This is a genomic window from uncultured Pedobacter sp., from assembly GCF_913776295.1.
GTDB lineage: Bacteria > Bacteroidota > Bacteroidia > Sphingobacteriales > Sphingobacteriaceae > Pedobacter.
On the sequence record NZ_CAJYOJ010000010.1, the window covers coordinates 72,315 to 86,539 of the forward strand.

15 protein-coding genes are annotated in these 14,225 nt (G+C 36.0%); 3 read left to right on the forward strand and 12 right to left on the reverse strand.

The window, feature by feature from the left end; translation table 11 throughout:
* Positions 1-278: 278 nt before the first annotated feature.
* Positions 279-923 carry a chloramphenicol acetyltransferase gene (locus QZ738_RS01930; protein ID WP_293783739.1) on the reverse strand — a complete coding sequence of 215 codons (645 nt, stop codon included), beginning with the start codon at positions 921-923 and terminating at the stop codon, positions 279-281.
* Positions 920-1,615, reverse strand: coding sequence for an HAD family hydrolase (locus QZ738_RS01935; RefSeq protein ID WP_293783742.1), 696 nt, complete (start codon positions 1,613-1,615; stop codon positions 920-922). Before QZ738_RS01935 ends, QZ738_RS01930 begins: the two co-directional genes overlap by 4 nt.
* Positions 1,616-1,693: 78 nt before the next feature.
* On the opposite strand from QZ738_RS01935, the gene QZ738_RS01940 reads away from it, so the two are divergent.
* The 3 genes from QZ738_RS01940 to QZ738_RS01950 all read left to right on the forward strand — a co-directional run bounded on the left by QZ738_RS01940 (position 1,694) and on the right by QZ738_RS01950 (position 4,273).
* A complete protein-coding gene (locus QZ738_RS01940) occupies positions 1,694-2,329 on the forward strand; it encodes a Crp/Fnr family transcriptional regulator (RefSeq protein WP_293783744.1) in 636 nt (211 codons plus the stop codon).
* A 318-nt stretch (positions 2,330-2,647) separates the two neighbouring features.
* Positions 2,648-3,256, forward strand: a complete 609-nt coding sequence (locus tag QZ738_RS01945) for a hypothetical protein (RefSeq protein WP_293783746.1) — start codon at positions 2,648-2,650, stop codon at positions 3,254-3,256.
* A gap of 390 nt (positions 3,257-3,646) precedes the next feature.
* Positions 3,647-4,273, forward strand: coding sequence for a carbonic anhydrase (locus tag QZ738_RS01950; protein ID WP_293783748.1), 627 nt, complete (start codon positions 3,647-3,649; stop codon positions 4,271-4,273).
* A 170-nt stretch (positions 4,274-4,443) separates the two neighbouring features.
* On the opposite strand, the gene QZ738_RS01955 is transcribed toward QZ738_RS01950, so the two are convergent.
* The 10 genes from QZ738_RS01955 to QZ738_RS02000 form a co-directional block, all read right to left on the reverse strand.
* A complete protein-coding gene (locus QZ738_RS01955; protein ID WP_293783750.1) occupies positions 4,444-5,208 on the reverse strand; it encodes an SDR family NAD(P)-dependent oxidoreductase in 765 nt (254 codons plus the stop codon).
* Positions 5,209-5,311: 103 nt separating this feature from the next.
* Positions 5,312-6,151, reverse strand: coding sequence for a 5-dehydro-4-deoxy-D-glucuronate isomerase (gene kduI, locus QZ738_RS01960; protein WP_293783752.1), 840 nt, complete (start codon positions 6,149-6,151; stop codon positions 5,312-5,314).
* A gap of 342 nt (positions 6,152-6,493) precedes the next feature.
* Positions 6,494-6,826 (reverse strand): hypothetical protein, encoded by a 333-nt coding sequence (locus QZ738_RS01965; RefSeq protein WP_293783754.1) that lies wholly within the window; start codon positions 6,824-6,826, stop codon positions 6,494-6,496.
* Positions 6,827-6,989: 163 nt separating this feature from the next.
* Positions 6,990-7,502, reverse strand: coding sequence for a hypothetical protein (locus QZ738_RS01970; protein ID WP_293783756.1), 513 nt, complete (start codon positions 7,500-7,502; stop codon positions 6,990-6,992).
* 832 nt (positions 7,503-8,334) lie between these two features.
* Positions 8,335-9,018 (reverse strand): hypothetical protein, encoded by a 684-nt coding sequence (locus QZ738_RS01975; protein WP_293783758.1) that lies wholly within the window; start codon positions 9,016-9,018, stop codon positions 8,335-8,337.
* 179 nt (positions 9,019-9,197) lie between these two features.
* Entirely contained in the window at positions 9,198-9,788 is a 591-nt protein-coding gene (locus QZ738_RS01980; RefSeq protein ID WP_293783760.1) for a hypothetical protein, read from the reverse strand.
* A 188-nt stretch (positions 9,789-9,976) separates the two neighbouring features.
* Positions 9,977-10,570 (reverse strand): hypothetical protein, encoded by a 594-nt coding sequence (locus QZ738_RS01985; protein WP_293783762.1) that lies wholly within the window; start codon positions 10,568-10,570, stop codon positions 9,977-9,979.
* Between the two features lie 13 nt (positions 10,571-10,583).
* Positions 10,584-12,053, reverse strand: a complete 1,470-nt coding sequence (locus QZ738_RS01990; RefSeq protein WP_293783765.1) for a hypothetical protein — start codon at positions 12,051-12,053, stop codon at positions 10,584-10,586.
* Positions 12,054-12,192: 139 nt separating this feature from the next.
* Positions 12,193-13,032: a HEPN domain-containing protein gene (locus QZ738_RS01995; protein WP_293783768.1), complete on the reverse strand. Its 840-nt coding sequence runs from the start codon at positions 13,030-13,032 to the stop codon at positions 12,193-12,195.
* The gene (locus QZ738_RS02000; protein WP_293783771.1) at positions 13,004-14,179 is read right to left on the reverse strand and encodes a hypothetical protein; all 1,176 of its coding nucleotides are present in this window, start codon (positions 14,177-14,179) and stop codon (positions 13,004-13,006) included. The genes QZ738_RS01995 and QZ738_RS02000 overlap by 29 nt, the downstream gene beginning before the upstream one ends.
* Between the last annotated feature and the right edge of the window lie 46 nt (positions 14,180-14,225).

Below are 14,225 nucleotides of genomic sequence, written 5' to 3' on the forward strand. Positions count from 1 at the left end.
AATTAATTTTTAAATTTAAAAGCAAAAAGTGCCATCAAACAGATTATCCCAAGAGCTGATCGCAAAGGATAATTGATAAAAAAAAAAGTACAAATGTGGCAACTAATAACATGATAAAAAACATCATTGCCTTGAAAGCGCTGTCCATATAACACATGGCTACAATGGCCAAAAGGTAAATGGGAATAATTACGGCAGCGATAAACATTTACGAAAATAAATTTCTAATGTTAACCGGGTATAAAATATTTCTTAGGTTTCATACGCTAATGTTGAGATTAAAAATATGCCTTCACTCCTGTGTTGCTTAATAGCGCCTGATAGCTATCCACAAACTGGGCAACGTTAAACCCATCCATCAAAGCATGATTTACATGAATAGAAACCGACATTATTTTTCGTTCATTTTCATCTTTAAGTTTGCCGAAAGATATTTTAGGACAGCTATCCTGATAAGCGTAGTTCCGGGCATGTGATAAAGAAGTGAAATTTAACCAGGGCAGTGCCGAATAATGGATTACATTTTCTCCCGATGCGGAAGGGATTAAACCAGTGCTGTTTCTTACTTTTTCAATTTCCTGATCAGCTGCCATTCTAAAATCTTCAAAATCCTCATAAAAATCCAGGTACCCAAATCCAAAAGTTCCATTGGGGCGGTTGATGGTGGCCGCAGCATTTATAGTATCATATTTCCAAACTTCACCATTAATAATCCGATACCTAAAAGGCTCTACGCAATTGGCGGCCACCAACGATTTGTGCAGATAAAGCAGAAAAAAGGAAACGTTTTGTTCTTTTGCTTCCTTATAGGTAGCGGTACAGTCCAGCTCTACAGTTACACCGAAGAAAGGCTCTTCAAAGGCGCTAAAAAATTCAAAGTGATCTTTTCTGATCCAGGTGTTTATATTTATTTTTTCTTTCATTCGATTAATTTGGGTAAAACTTCAGCTAGTGTTTCCATCTGGTAAAAATTTTCGTGCTCAATGGCATGATCAATATGCTCATGCACCCATGTGGTATGAAATGGGATATGAACGGCATGTCCGCCAATATTCAGCACAGGTAAAACATCCGATTTTAGGGAATTTCCCAACATTAAAAATGCTTCAGGCTTACAATCCAGGTGTTTGATCAGTTTTTGATAATCTCTTTCCTGTTTATCACTCATAATTTCGATATGATGAAAGTAGTGGTCCAGTCCTGATTTGGTCAATTTTCGTTGCTGATCCAATAAATCGCCTTTGGTAGCCAATACCAGTTTGTATTTTCCATGTAAGGCTTTCAGTACTTCTTCAACCCCGTCAAGCAGTTCTACCGGTTTATGGAGCATTTCCTGCCCCAGCGCTATCGCTCTGTTGATCACAACCGGATCTATTTTACCTCCTGTTATCCTTAGAACAGTTTCGATCATGCTTAATACAAAGCCTTTAATTCCATAACCATAAAGTGGCAGATTGTCAATTTCTGTTTTATAAAGTTCTGCCAGTACCTGATGATGAGGCATAAAATCTTCCAAAAGCCCTGCAAACTGGTTTTCAGTTTCCCTGAAATAAGGCTCATTTACCCAAAGGGTATCATCTGCGTCAAAAGCAATTACGGTAATTTGATTTTTCATGGTTATGCTTATTTTAGCTTCACAAAAGTAAAGCACCAACTTCCTTTACAAAAGGACATTTGTCTCGACTAAATAAATATGCTACGCACCAATCTTACATTCTTATCCTTTATTGAACGCTTTTGCGCCGAAAATAAAGACGCGGCGGTTACACTCAAAAACTTTAAAGCAGGATATAGATTTATTGAACAGGGCGAAAAAATCAGCTACATTTATATCATTAAAGACGGAATCAGCAAATGTTTCATTTCTGAAGAAAACGGTAAAGATTTTATTATCGAGTTTTTAGGCAAGGGCGAAGTGGTTGGAGAACTGGAAGCACTAAAAAAGATCAATTGCCTGTGTAGTATAGCTGCAATTAGTGATGTTACGGCCTATGTTATACCTCATCATTTTTTCCTTTCATTAATTAATCAGAATAGCGAGTTCACCACAATCTTATTACAAGAACTATCTACCAGGATAATACAAACCAGTACGCGTGCATCATTTCAACAGCTATACACTTTAGAATATGCACTTTTAAAATTACTTAAGTTGCAGGCTGATGAGCATATCTCTGTCTCGAAAGAAGACATGGCGGCCTATTTGGGTATCTCAGTAAGGAGTTTTAACCGAAGCTTAAAACAGCTAATAGCTAAAGGAGATTGTGATACAACTGGCGTTAAAAATACTCTACAGCTAACCAATATGAAAAAGCTACTGGAAAATTAAAAAGCCGGGTATTTTTGGTATAATTATTGTAATCAGGTAATTTTGTAACTCATTGTAACGTTTTCCAGTTTGGGATCGTTTAAGTAATTGAAATTAAGCAGCCACTATTTTTCGGGCAACATTACGCACAAAAACCACATACAAATGAAAAATAATTACGACCAATATAACTTGAGATTTCCAAGTTAATCGATATATTGAAGTACACCTACGATACATAGACTACACTTCAACGAGAGGATATCCTTAATTATCATTGAAATAACGCATAGTGCAAACAAACTATGCCATTACATTGATTCAACCAATCTTAATCACATGAGCTCTTATATTAACATCTACACCAATTCTTTAACAGACGATCTTATCCCAACAATTTTAAAACGTTTAAATGAACATGAGAACGTTCTGGATATTAATTCCTCTTTTTCATTCCGGAACCCGAACGGAAGCTTACCGATCGTTTTTAAATGGGACAAACCTACCCTGGCCATATTTAATGAAAATAGCTTAAAATTAAATTTTAGTGTTTCTCATAAATCATTTGATTTGAAAGAATACAAGAAAAAGCTTTTTAAAGAGAAAATCATTAAACAGAGTATTGTCCAGAAAATCATTGGCTTATTTAAAAAGAAAAAAAGGAAAGTTGCAAAACCTGTAAAGCTGAGTGCAACAGTTGAAGCGCAACTACAAAACTACAATAAGGTATTTTCTCTGAAATATCACCCGGGAGATGTGTTCGAAAATCATTTTGCAACATTAATTGGCGCAATTATCACCGAATTAACCAATGGCATTTGTCATTTTACTCAGGCAAATGCGTGGTATAACGCTCAAGATGTACTGAGAGAATCGTTAGTTAATTTATATACACTGGAAGAATTGCCTAACCATATCAACAAAAATTCGGTAGCGGTTGCGAGCTAAAATATCAGAATCCTAAGATTAATCGTCATTTCGAGCGGGTGCAGCGAATTCGAGAAAACTATAAAAATCAATCTCTAGTTCCATTTCACCCGAAAGCTGTCCGATCGAGATGACGATTTTCTACTCAAACGGCCACATCATCAGGCCTGATCACAGAACCGAGTGCTATCAACTGCATTTTCGGCACCTTAAAATACCTGTCAAATCAGTAAACATTTCCGGATAAAACTTGTTAATAAATCTATTAAAAAGAAATCTACCAGCGCGGTTTCTCATAACCTCTATGCAATATTACAGCAGCAGAACTTGCAAGCTTAATAGATCTTTTTAATATTATTGCTGTATTATAAGAATAATTAATTTATCCGATAACGCTATTAAAGCACAAGTATGAATGTAGCAGACGTTTTTAACAACAACGAAAAATGGATCGCAGAAAAACTGTCAATTGATCCCAACTACTTTACCGAATTATCTAAAGGACAAAGTCCGGAGTTTTTGTATATCGGGTGTTCAGATAGTCGTGTTACGGCCGAAGATTTAATGGGTATACAACCCGGGCAGGCTTTTGTGCACCGGAATGTGGCCAACCTGGTAAACAACGTAGATTTAAACGTGATGACGGTTTTGAATTATGCTGTTCGCCACTTAAAAGTAAGCCACATTGTAGTTTGCGGCCATTATAATTGCGGAGGTGTTAAAGCTGCCATGCAGCCTGCTGATATGGGCATATTAAATCCATGGTTAAGGAATATCCGCGATGTTTACCGTATCCACAAAGAGGAATTAAATGCCATTGAGGATGAAGGCGCCCGCTACAACAGACTGGTAGAATTGAATGTTCAGGAACAATGTGTTAACCTGTTAAAAACCGCAGCGGTACAGCAAGCCATTACCGAACGCGGAATAACCGTTCACGGATGGGTTTTCGATATCCATACCGGTAAATTAATCGACCTTAAAATCGATTTCGAAAGTATTTTGAAGGATATTAAGGAGATTTATAATCTTTATTAAGGCTAAGCGTTTGGTGTAAAGCGCTTGCCGTTCGAAAACGCGTAAAACCTTTACAGCTTTCGAAATAAATAAGAAGTCAAGTTTCAAAACTTGACTTCTTGAAATATAACTCATAAATGTCGACTCAGGACTAAAGACTCCAGACTAAGGACTCCAAACTCATAACTTACCTACCTTCCCATCCAACCCCCATCAACGGTTAAAATCGTTCCGTGTACGTAATCGCTGGCTGCTGAAGCCAGAAATATGGTTGGTCCTTTAAAATCTTCTGGTGTTCCCCATCTTCCGGCCGGGATACGTGATAATATTGAGGTACTCCTGTCCTGATCTTCACGTAAGGCAGAGGTATTATCGGTTGCAATATATCCAGGCGCAATTGCATTAACATTTACCCCTTTTGACGCCCACTCATTTGCGAAAGCTTTAGTTAAAGACGCGATCGCACCTTTACTCGCTGCATAACCAGGTACGGTAATACCACCCTGAAAGGAGAGTAACGATGCCGTGAAAATGACCTTTCCACTTCCTCTTGCAATCATTTCCCTGCCTATTTCTCGCGTTAAAATAAATGGCGCTGATTGGTTTACAGCAATGACCTCATCCCAATACTCGTCTGAATGTTCCGCAATCGGCTGGCGCAAAATCGTTCCGGCGTTATTCACCAAAATGTTGATCACAGGATGATCTGATTTTACCTGAGCCGCAAAAGCTAAAGTATTTTCGCGTTTACCAAAATCGCACTGGTAGGCATAGAATTTTCTACCTAGTGCTAAAATTTCTTTTTCAATAGCACTACCCTGAAGTTCGAGACTTGCAGAAACACCGATAATATCGGCCCCTGCTTCGGCCAAAGCCAAAGCCATCGCTTTGCCTATTCCTCTTTTACAGCCAGTAACCAATGCAGTTTTACCTGCCAAATTAAATATGTTAGACATGATGTTTAAATTCAGTTTTGAGATCTCTCCCCGCCTGTCCGTACTGGCGGGCATTCGTTACGCTCAATCCGATAGCTATCGGATTGAGATGACGGTAAAATTATTATTTCAGCTCGGTAATGGCACAATGGTCCATATCGCCATAATCCAGGTTTTCGCCGGCCATACCCCAAATAAAAGTATAGTTACTGGTACCTGCTCCTGAATGGATAGACCAGTTTGGCGAAATTACCGCCTGATCGTTTTGCATCCAAATGTGGCGGGTTTCTTGCGGCTGTCCCATAAAATGGCAAACACTCTGCCCCGCTGGAACCTCGAAATAGAAATAGGCTTCCATCCTTCTATCATGGGTGTGCGCTGGCATGGTATTCCAAACACTGCCCGATTTTAGTTCCGTCATCCCCATTTGCAACTGGCAGGTCGGCAAAACACTATTCACCAGAAGTTTATTAATTATCCTATGGTTTGCCGTTTCAGGCGTGCCCAATTCTACAACCTCCGCTTCAGCTTTACTCACTTTTTTAGTAGGGTAAGTATGGTGTGCAGGAGCAGAATTGATGTATAACTTAGCAGCTTCTCCAAGAGTAGCAGATTCAAAAAATACCTCTTTAATTCCCTTGCCTATATATAAAGCTTCTTTATACTCCAGTTCATATCTTTCACCATCCGCAGTCACAATTGCTTTTCCACCGACATTGATCATGCCCAGCTCCCTACGCTCCAAAAAGTAATTCGCTTTTAAATCATCAGGGTTTGGAAGGGCAATTTTCTGATCAACTGGCATTGCACCACCAACAATATATCTGTCAAAATGAGATAAAGTGAGGTTTACCTGGTTGGCTTCAAATACATTTTCGATCAGGAAGTTCTCCCGCAAAGCTGCGGTATCCATTTGTTTAACTTCCTTGGGGCTTTGGGCGTAACGGCTTTCGAATTTATTCATTGGTTAAAAATTGAGTTTGAGAGAAAATCAGAAACGGCATCAGATCCTCTCCGCAAATATATTTATACGATTATGATAATCGGTATGAATACTCAATTTTATCAACTTTTTTTGTGCAGGGTGCAGCAGCACCTGTCTAAAATTGTCAAAAGGCAGGTCTAAGCGAAAAAGCATTTCAGTAAAGCACCCTTTAATTTCCAGCTAGGTTAACTCACTTCCCTTTTACAGAATTATTGTTTCACAAAAAAGTTTTTATCATTCTGTATCTATCCACCTAATTATTGATAGTGGAAGGGTGTTTATATTTTTCTATAATGCATCAGGATGTAATGCAGATGCCATTTACTGCTTCTCCTTTATATTCACACCATCATCTATCGGAGGGCTGTAAGGAACAAATTTTACTTTATTCGTCCTGTATTTATTACCGGGCAAAACTTCTGTAATATACAGATCGCAGTAATGATCAAGAGAACGATGATGTTCTGCCGTAATATCCATTAACTCTTTGAAACTGATATAAGGGTGAGCCGGCTTTTTCGATACGATTTCTGCTTTCTTGTCTCCATTTTTATTGATGTATGAAAATGTTGCGTAACTCTTATAAGGAGGTGTACACCTGCAAAAGAATGTAAAGTGATGTTCGAAAAAACTTACCGTTTCGATTTTTAACATTCGATTAGGCAGAGATACATTTATCGTATCTGCTAAGAAATAAATTTCCCTGTTCGTGTTTTGGGAAAATGCCTCAAAGGTTATAACTAATAGTGAGGCAATTAAAAATAATTTCCCTTTCATAGTATCATAGGTATGAAGTTCTTATTCATTAGGAGATTTATCATTCTATATCCATCCGCCTAATTGTAAACAATGGAAAAGTGGTTATATTTTTCTGTAAGGTATCAGGATATAGCAAGGCAGATACCATCCTTATTAAAGAATTGTTACTTAGAACTATATTATTTTCTGCTGGGTTCTGGCCAGCTTTTGCATTATTTAAGATTAGTATTGGTACAATCAAAGTAACAGCACCATCACTTTTAAGTGTCAGTCCATTATAGCTCATTTTCTTTAATTGCAAATAATCGGGGAATACTTTATATCCAATACTATCGGTAAACCGGATGTCCTGAACATTAAAAATTTTACCTGCCCTTTTTATCTGAATTCGTAAATTAAAAGCATACACATCTTTTTTAGATCTTAAGAAAGATATATCATACTGACGGGCCAGAAATTTCGACATCTCAGTTACAAAGTCAGACTTACCAATCTTCTGATTAGATTGGGCGATGCTTTGTTCTGAAAAAAAGAATAGAGAGAAAAGCGTAAAAATTAGTTTATATTTCATGTTCTTAATATTAAGAGTTTTAAATCCAAACTCCAGGATTAAACGCTATTTCTCAGAATAGACATTTGGAAAACTGTTACAAGTTTATAAGTATTACATAGAGCGGCATTCGGACAAAACTAATTGATCATTTTCATACATGAATAATCATGACTTATAAAATATGCGTATCAAACTTTCAATAGGAGAAAATCTAGTGTGTAGTGGTCAAATCCGAAATCATGGGTTCAAGAGTAATTTGCCTAAAAAAGATACTCTTATTCAAATATAGATATCTATTCCTTTTTACGGGATAACTAGGATAAGATTTTGTAGCCTCTTTCAGGTTGTTATACCGTAAAGTTGTATTATACAGATGAAATGCAGCATTTGTTGCTTCTTTTAAGCTAATAAGTGGGTTTCCTCTTTCATCTTTATACTTTACTTTATCTTCTGTATAGTTATAACTAAGTATAGGCGTCACAATATCTATCTTTTTGCTCTCCTTATAGAAAAAGTTTGCTGTGATTAAGTTTTTTTATAAACAATTATGGGCATATATTACCTGTATTGTATAAAACAGAGTACCTTAGGTTTAATGAGTTTAAAGGTTGGTGTGATACGCTTTCGGCAAAACATCCTGTTAGAATATGATTTGGTACTAGCTTCAATACTAAAACTGAATCTATATTATGGAGACCCATAGTTTTATTTATATAACATGAAAAATTGTTATCATCAAAAGACTAATATCAATACGACTATTCACTCATTTCTTATAAAGTCTAACCTATAATGCATTGCGAAATTGTTTTAATCATATTTTAATACTCCAATATCTGCATCTATTAAACTATTGTTTTTCTTTCAATACCATACTATCTTGAGTAGGTGCATATTGCGGCATTATTTCTACTTTAAACGTTCGATATTTATTTCCTGCTAGCACTTCCGTAATATATAAATCATATATGTCGTTAAAATATCGAGTATTTTCTCTAACTAAAGCCAGAAATTCCTTAAGAGAAATATATCTACATCTAGGCTTTTTAAGCTTAACTTCTCCTATCTCCTTCTTTTTATCTATCCTACAAGAAAATTCGATATACTTATAGTACGGAGCTTTAAACTCAGTTTGAAAAATAAATGAATAATGAAAAGGGGTTGTCCATTTAATTTCTAATATTTTGTTTGGGTTTGATGCATTGGCCTGAAGAGTATCGGCTAGGAAATATAACTTTTTTTTATTTTGCGGAAAGGCTTCGTGAAATAAGAACATCAAAAACCCTATTATGATTATTTTTTTCATGGTTCTTTTATTACGTACAATATGTAGGTATTTTTTATTTGCTGCTACATTTTTAAGATTATCGAGATAAAACGCATCTCGTTCTGCCACGGTAATCCCATACTTAGCAAGCAAATTATTATAAGATCTTTCCAACTTACTTTTATAAATGGCGTATAAATCTAAATTGTTTCCCAAATAGTTGTATGTTCTTTCACCAGGATAGTTGAAACCATAAATAGCAGCCATTTTGTATTACTTGTCTGTATAAACTGTACCATTAATGTCTTCTTTAAAATTCGGTTTCTCCCAGCAGTTGAAGCTTGCTTTCAAAAATGCATAAAGAGCTTTTTTCCATTTGTTAATTTAAATCTCATTAACCAATAAATAAGTGACGATCATCATTCGATTACAAAAATGTAGCCCCACTATTTAATGAAATCTGGACCGTGAGCAACCGGCATTTTACTATAGTCAAAAATAACAGGAGCAGCCAAAGTTATTTTACTAAATACCTTTTGAGCATCAGATTGCTTTCCTGTGTAGATAGCCTTATCATAATAGGGATTGGCATTAAACGTTTTTAACATTTCCATTACCAACTGCATATTAATTGAATGTTTTCCGTTTTTAATTTCATTACTGCTTATCGTAAAAATTAATAATGGGATTACCAGAGTTATTTCTTTATCTGATCCGGAAATGGATGAATAGTCAATACTATATAATTTTTTATATGAAGGAAAGAACTTATAGGCTGAGCTGTCGTTAGCGAATATCTTAACGGCAATAGCCTTACCACTTTTTTGTTTGAGAATATGCAATTTAAAATTAAAGGAATAGATTGCGGAACTATCTTTCAAAAAAGCTTGAGGATTACTTTTTATAAAAATAGAATAAACATTTTTAAGAAAAGACATTTCTCTTGTTTGTTTACTCAAGCTCTCTTGGGCATATAACGATGATAAAGGGCAGCTAATCAAAGTAATTGCTACTAGAATAAATCTTTTAAATATCATTTCATAATATTGTGTACATGAAACTCTTGTTTTTGTTAGTATTTATGGGAGATTTATCATTTTATATCCATTCGCCTAATTGTAAATAGTGGAAGTGTGTTTATATTTTTCTGCAGCATCATAGAATAACAATGCAGATAGACATCCTCAAAATTAAACTCAAATAAGTCTTCATGCCCAAGAGGAATTTAATGCACAGTGGTTAAATCGGAAATCATTGGCTGAAGCATAATCTTCCTGATAAAAGAACTTTTATAATATTTTTTATAATCATCTAAATAAGACGGATAACCAATATTTCCTTCTTTCAGATTGTTATAGGGAAAATCTGTATAAAGATGGAATGCAGTATTAGCAGCAGTTTTCAAACTGATTAAAGGGTTTCCATCATCGTCCCTGTACTTTATCTTTTTTTCGGTGCGCCCAAATATAAGTATTGGCATAATGATGCTGATTCTTTTTTCTCCGGGAAGAAACAGTTCTGCGTAATCAAGCTTTTTTACTTCATTATATTTAGGGAAAAGCCTATATCCTAAACTATCATTTGCTGTAATGCCTGTTACAACTGTTTTATTCTTTTTCTTTATCACATCTACTGTAAAGTTTATCGCATACATTGAAACGCTATCTTTCAGGATATCACCTGGAGAACTTTTTAAGAATATCTGGATAAAAGCTTTTTCAAGTGGCGTTAACTTGGGCGTTTGACCATTTGCCACTTTTATAGAAATGCTACATAAAACTATAACAAAGACAATAGCTGATTTACATCTGTTTTTCATTTATATATATTATTTAAGGACATTTGGTTCCTGTAAAACCGGGCTTAGTTGTATCCCTTTCTTGTTTGTTCAGATCATTATCTTCTTTAGACATTTGGATAATACCATATTTTGCTAAACCCCATGCTCTATTTTCGTCAAAATTCGGGTTAAATTTCATTATTACATCCTTTAATCCCTTCAAGTAGTTTTGATAACCCATAGGTATATGGCCATCGTCCATAACACCTAATAACCTACCACCGTTTACATTAACCCCTTCGTATCTCTTTTTAAATTCTGTTTCTCCTAATACCTGAAGTCTTCTATCAAAAAATGCATGAAGCCCCTCATGATACATTGTTACTAAGATGTATTCCTGTGTAGATTTATTTAAAATATCAGGATTCAATCCAACTATAAATTCTCCTGTTAAATTTGAGAAATTCCCCTTGCTTTCTTGCCCATCTGTATCTGTACCTACTAGAGAAGGATCCGCTTTAAATTTTATATTTACATTGTCATCCTTCGCGAAGGTATTTTTTATCAAAAGAGCAATATCACTACTGATATTCGTACGCATTTTCCTTAACAGCGCCTGCGCACAAGGATATCCTTTTAAACTATCGATGATCTCTTTTTGACCGCAATTTAATACTCCCGTATTCCCACCGATACATCCACAATTTGGATCAATGGTTGCAGCGCCATCAATATCGCCATTGCAATCAATAAAATAGGTAATATAATCATCGGGTGTCGCTTCTTCTTCGGTAACCGGGTTATTGGGATGGCCCTGGTCTTCATTTCCATTGCCACTGCCGTTGTTGGAACAAAAGGTTTCACTACCCAAATATTTCGGCGTAGTTATGCCGCCAACGGTAACTGCTCCCCAATGTTCAACCTCAAAGCAGGTAACAGAACGGTTATAACTACTTTTATCAAAGGTAATCGCTTCACTTATATACACGGGTATATGTTTCCCGGTATCGTTAAAAGCAAAAGCCTTGTTAAACATTCCGTTCCAGCTTTCTACAACTACTATCCCGCTAAACTTTGTGTTTTGTGCACCTCTTATCTTATTGGGCAATAAGGTAACCCACTCTACATGCATTTTTTCGATATGATCTTTATAGATCATTAAATAACTGTTTTTATTTAATGAGCTTTTTTGATGACTATTTACCGGTCCACTAAAAACATCCTCATCAAAATAAATGGGTACAATAACAGCATCGCCAATCGATATTTTTTTGATAATGGCCTTTTCCCATTCTGCCCTCTTCATGATACTGTGCCTAACATTCGGATCATTAGGCAATTTAAAATTATTACTCAGCACTTCCTCCTCAAAATATGTTTTGGCTTCCAGGATCAGCTCTTTCCTAACCTCAAGGGGTGAAAACTTTCGTTCCTTTTTACAGGAATGGAGAATAGATGTTATGAAAATTAAAAATGCAAAAGCCAGCAGATACTGCTTTAATAGGGAATAGTTTTTATTCATTCGTTAATTTAGATTAAGATTTATGGAGAGCTACTTAAATACAAATATAAAAAACCACCTGACAATTACAAATAAATAGTACAACATATTAATTATTATCAGCATGACAAGATACTATAGTTTTCCGGCAAGTGTTAATTTACGCCATCCTATTCATCTGCCGATCGAAATGCTTGTTCATAATCCCTTGATAAACCTGCTCAGCAATTATATACAATAAATCTGCCTTCTCAAACAGGCTCACTATCACTGCTTCACTAATCACATAATTGTTTTCGTACCTCACAGCCAGATAGGCTTCATCAAGCAAATGCAACAGGCCTGCTTCTTCTTCACTATCGTTAAACAGCGTTGAAAGCGGCTTGACAAAAGGCTTGATATACAATTGATGAACCCGGATGCGGTGTGTTTTTTTATCCTTGCCCATTACCAAAACCTCAATGGCACGGTACATCAGATCGAAAACCTGGTGTAGCATAAAAGCACAGTATTCGAAATTTTGTCCTTTAAAATAGAAGACCGCCCCTGTTAAAAATTTATTAGCCTTGTTAATTTCCTGCTGGTAAGCAATGCCCACCTGATCTGCAATCACATCAGGCATGCTACGATCAGGAAAACAACCGGATTTACTGAATAAACAATTCTGTGCAGCTGTAGCATAATGAAAAAATAAACTCCCCTCCAAAAGTGCCTGCTCTACCTCATGCACATGAAAAACCCGATAACTCCATTCCGTTTGCCCGTTAAATACCATATTTAACACTGGCGTTAATTCATTTAAAACATGTACCTGTTTAAACGGAACCATAATCAACATTTCCTGAACCGCTTTACCGGCTAAAAAGTTGTTGTGGAAATACATGTACTGAACGGGTACTGCCGCAACAACATCTTTCAGCAAACGCAATATCCGATCGTCCTTAAGTGCAACGTGTTCCAGATTCAAAAACTTACTCCGCATAATAATAGTTCCTTTCATCAATTTCATCCAAAGGAGGATGGGTGATCATCACAAAAAAAGCTTCCATAATCATCAGCATGGATTCATACTGTTCAAACAAAAATTCCTTATCCAGTAGTTTAATGCTGCTTTTGGTGCTGAAAGCGGCATACAACCATTCCAGAAGCCCTAAACGTAGCCGCTTAATTTTTTCGGGAATAAAGAACGAAGCGACAAACAGATAAGGATTTTCGATATGCAACGCACTCAGTGTATTTACCTCGCACAGGTTTTTCTGGTAGTTATCACTGTTTTTTGACTGATCTGTAGCGGCAAGCAAGTTTTTAGGCGGTGTACCCTGATAAGTTAAATTTTTAGCGGTAATCAAAAAACCGGCATTAAGCAGTTTGATAAACTGATTATAGAGAAAAAAATAATCGGCTGCATCGCTCAAACATTTCTCTTCAGCCAGGGCCGCTTTATACCAGTTTTTTAAATAAGTTTTATGACCGCTGAGGTTATCGAGGCTGAAGAAAAATTCTATTACCTTAAATGGATCGTTAAATAATTCCTGTTCAAAAGCCAAAGGCGATGTACTTTCGAATATGGCCATGTGATAATAGCGATCGATACTTTTGAAACTATTTCTGGTAATGATCCTTTCGTGTATGAGCCAGCAAGCCTCCAGCATTTTTTTGGTGTTCTCATAAAACGGAAAAATATATTGGTCCCAATCCAGGTCGAGGTTGTTTTCCAATGCGGCCAACAACCATTCTTTGTACATCACTTTATAGGTATCTGACTGGAAGAACAAGAAAATATCAAGAAAGGTTAGTTTTGGATTTCTAACTTCTCCGCTGCTCAATAATTTCGGACAATACTCAAGCAATACCATTTCGCGTTCTACACCACATTCATCAGCCGAAATTGCTTCTACAAATGCAGTATCAGTTTCAATATGGTTAAAAACCAGATCCGAATAATCGAAAAGCGGAACCAGTTTTTCATAAAAAACCAATAGCTGCGCGGGGTGCTTCTGGGGCGAAAAATCGAATTCATTACGGGGCGGATTTAACCAGTTTTTTAGAAAATTCAAATGGTAATCTACCCCATTGGTAGCAAAAAAACTTTCAATCGCTTCTATTAATGCCATCGTTTCTTTTTTAAAATTCAGGTTCTCTTTCATATCGTATGTTTTTAAATGATTATATTAGCTAACGAATTTAGCAAAA

What these genes read in the sequence shown, in the direction of transcription:
- QZ738_RS01950 (WP_293783748.1), top strand. Translation starts at nt 3,647, where the DNA reads ATGAATGTAGCAGACGTTTTTAACAACAACGAAAAATGGATCGCAGAA.
- QZ738_RS01955 (WP_293783750.1), bottom strand. Translation starts at nt 5,208, where the DNA reads ATGTCTAACATATTTAATTTGGCAGGTAAAACTGCATTGGTTACTGGC.
- kduI (WP_293783752.1), bottom strand. Translation starts at nt 6,151, where the DNA reads ATGAATAAATTCGAAAGCCGTTACGCCCAAAGCCCCAAGGAAGTTAAA.
- QZ738_RS01940 (WP_293783744.1), top strand. Translation starts at nt 1,694, where the DNA reads ATGCTACGCACCAATCTTACATTCTTATCCTTTATTGAACGCTTTTGC.
- QZ738_RS01990 (WP_293783765.1), bottom strand. Translation starts at nt 12,053, where the DNA reads ATGAATAAAAACTATTCCCTATTAAAGCAGTATCTGCTGGCTTTTGCA.
- QZ738_RS02000 (WP_293783771.1), bottom strand. Translation starts at nt 14,179, where the DNA reads ATGAAAGAGAACCTGAATTTTAAAAAAGAAACGATGGCATTAATAGAA.
- QZ738_RS01995 (WP_293783768.1), bottom strand. Translation starts at nt 13,032, where the DNA reads ATGAAAGGAACTATTATTATGCGGAGTAAGTTTTTGAATCTGGAACAC.
- QZ738_RS01930 (WP_293783739.1), bottom strand. Translation starts at nt 923, where the DNA reads ATGAAAGAAAAAATAAATATAAACACCTGGATCAGAAAAGATCACTTT.
- QZ738_RS01985 (WP_293783762.1), bottom strand. Translation starts at nt 10,570, where the DNA reads ATGAAAAACAGATGTAAATCAGCTATTGTCTTTGTTATAGTTTTATGT.
- QZ738_RS01935 (WP_293783742.1), bottom strand. Translation starts at nt 1,615, where the DNA reads ATGAAAAATCAAATTACCGTAATTGCTTTTGACGCAGATGATACCCTT.
- QZ738_RS01980 (WP_293783760.1), bottom strand. Translation starts at nt 9,788, where the DNA reads ATGATATTTAAAAGATTTATTCTAGTAGCAATTACTTTGATTAGCTGC.
- QZ738_RS01970 (WP_293783756.1), bottom strand. Translation starts at nt 7,502, where the DNA reads ATGAAATATAAACTAATTTTTACGCTTTTCTCTCTATTCTTTTTTTCA.
- QZ738_RS01945 (WP_293783746.1), top strand. Translation starts at nt 2,648, where the DNA reads ATGAGCTCTTATATTAACATCTACACCAATTCTTTAACAGACGATCTT.
- QZ738_RS01975 (WP_293783758.1), bottom strand. Translation starts at nt 9,018, where the DNA reads ATGGCTGCTATTTATGGTTTCAACTATCCTGGTGAAAGAACATACAAC.
- QZ738_RS01965 (WP_293783754.1), bottom strand. Translation starts at nt 6,826, where the DNA reads ATGTTAAAAATCGAAACGGTAAGTTTTTTCGAACATCACTTTACATTC.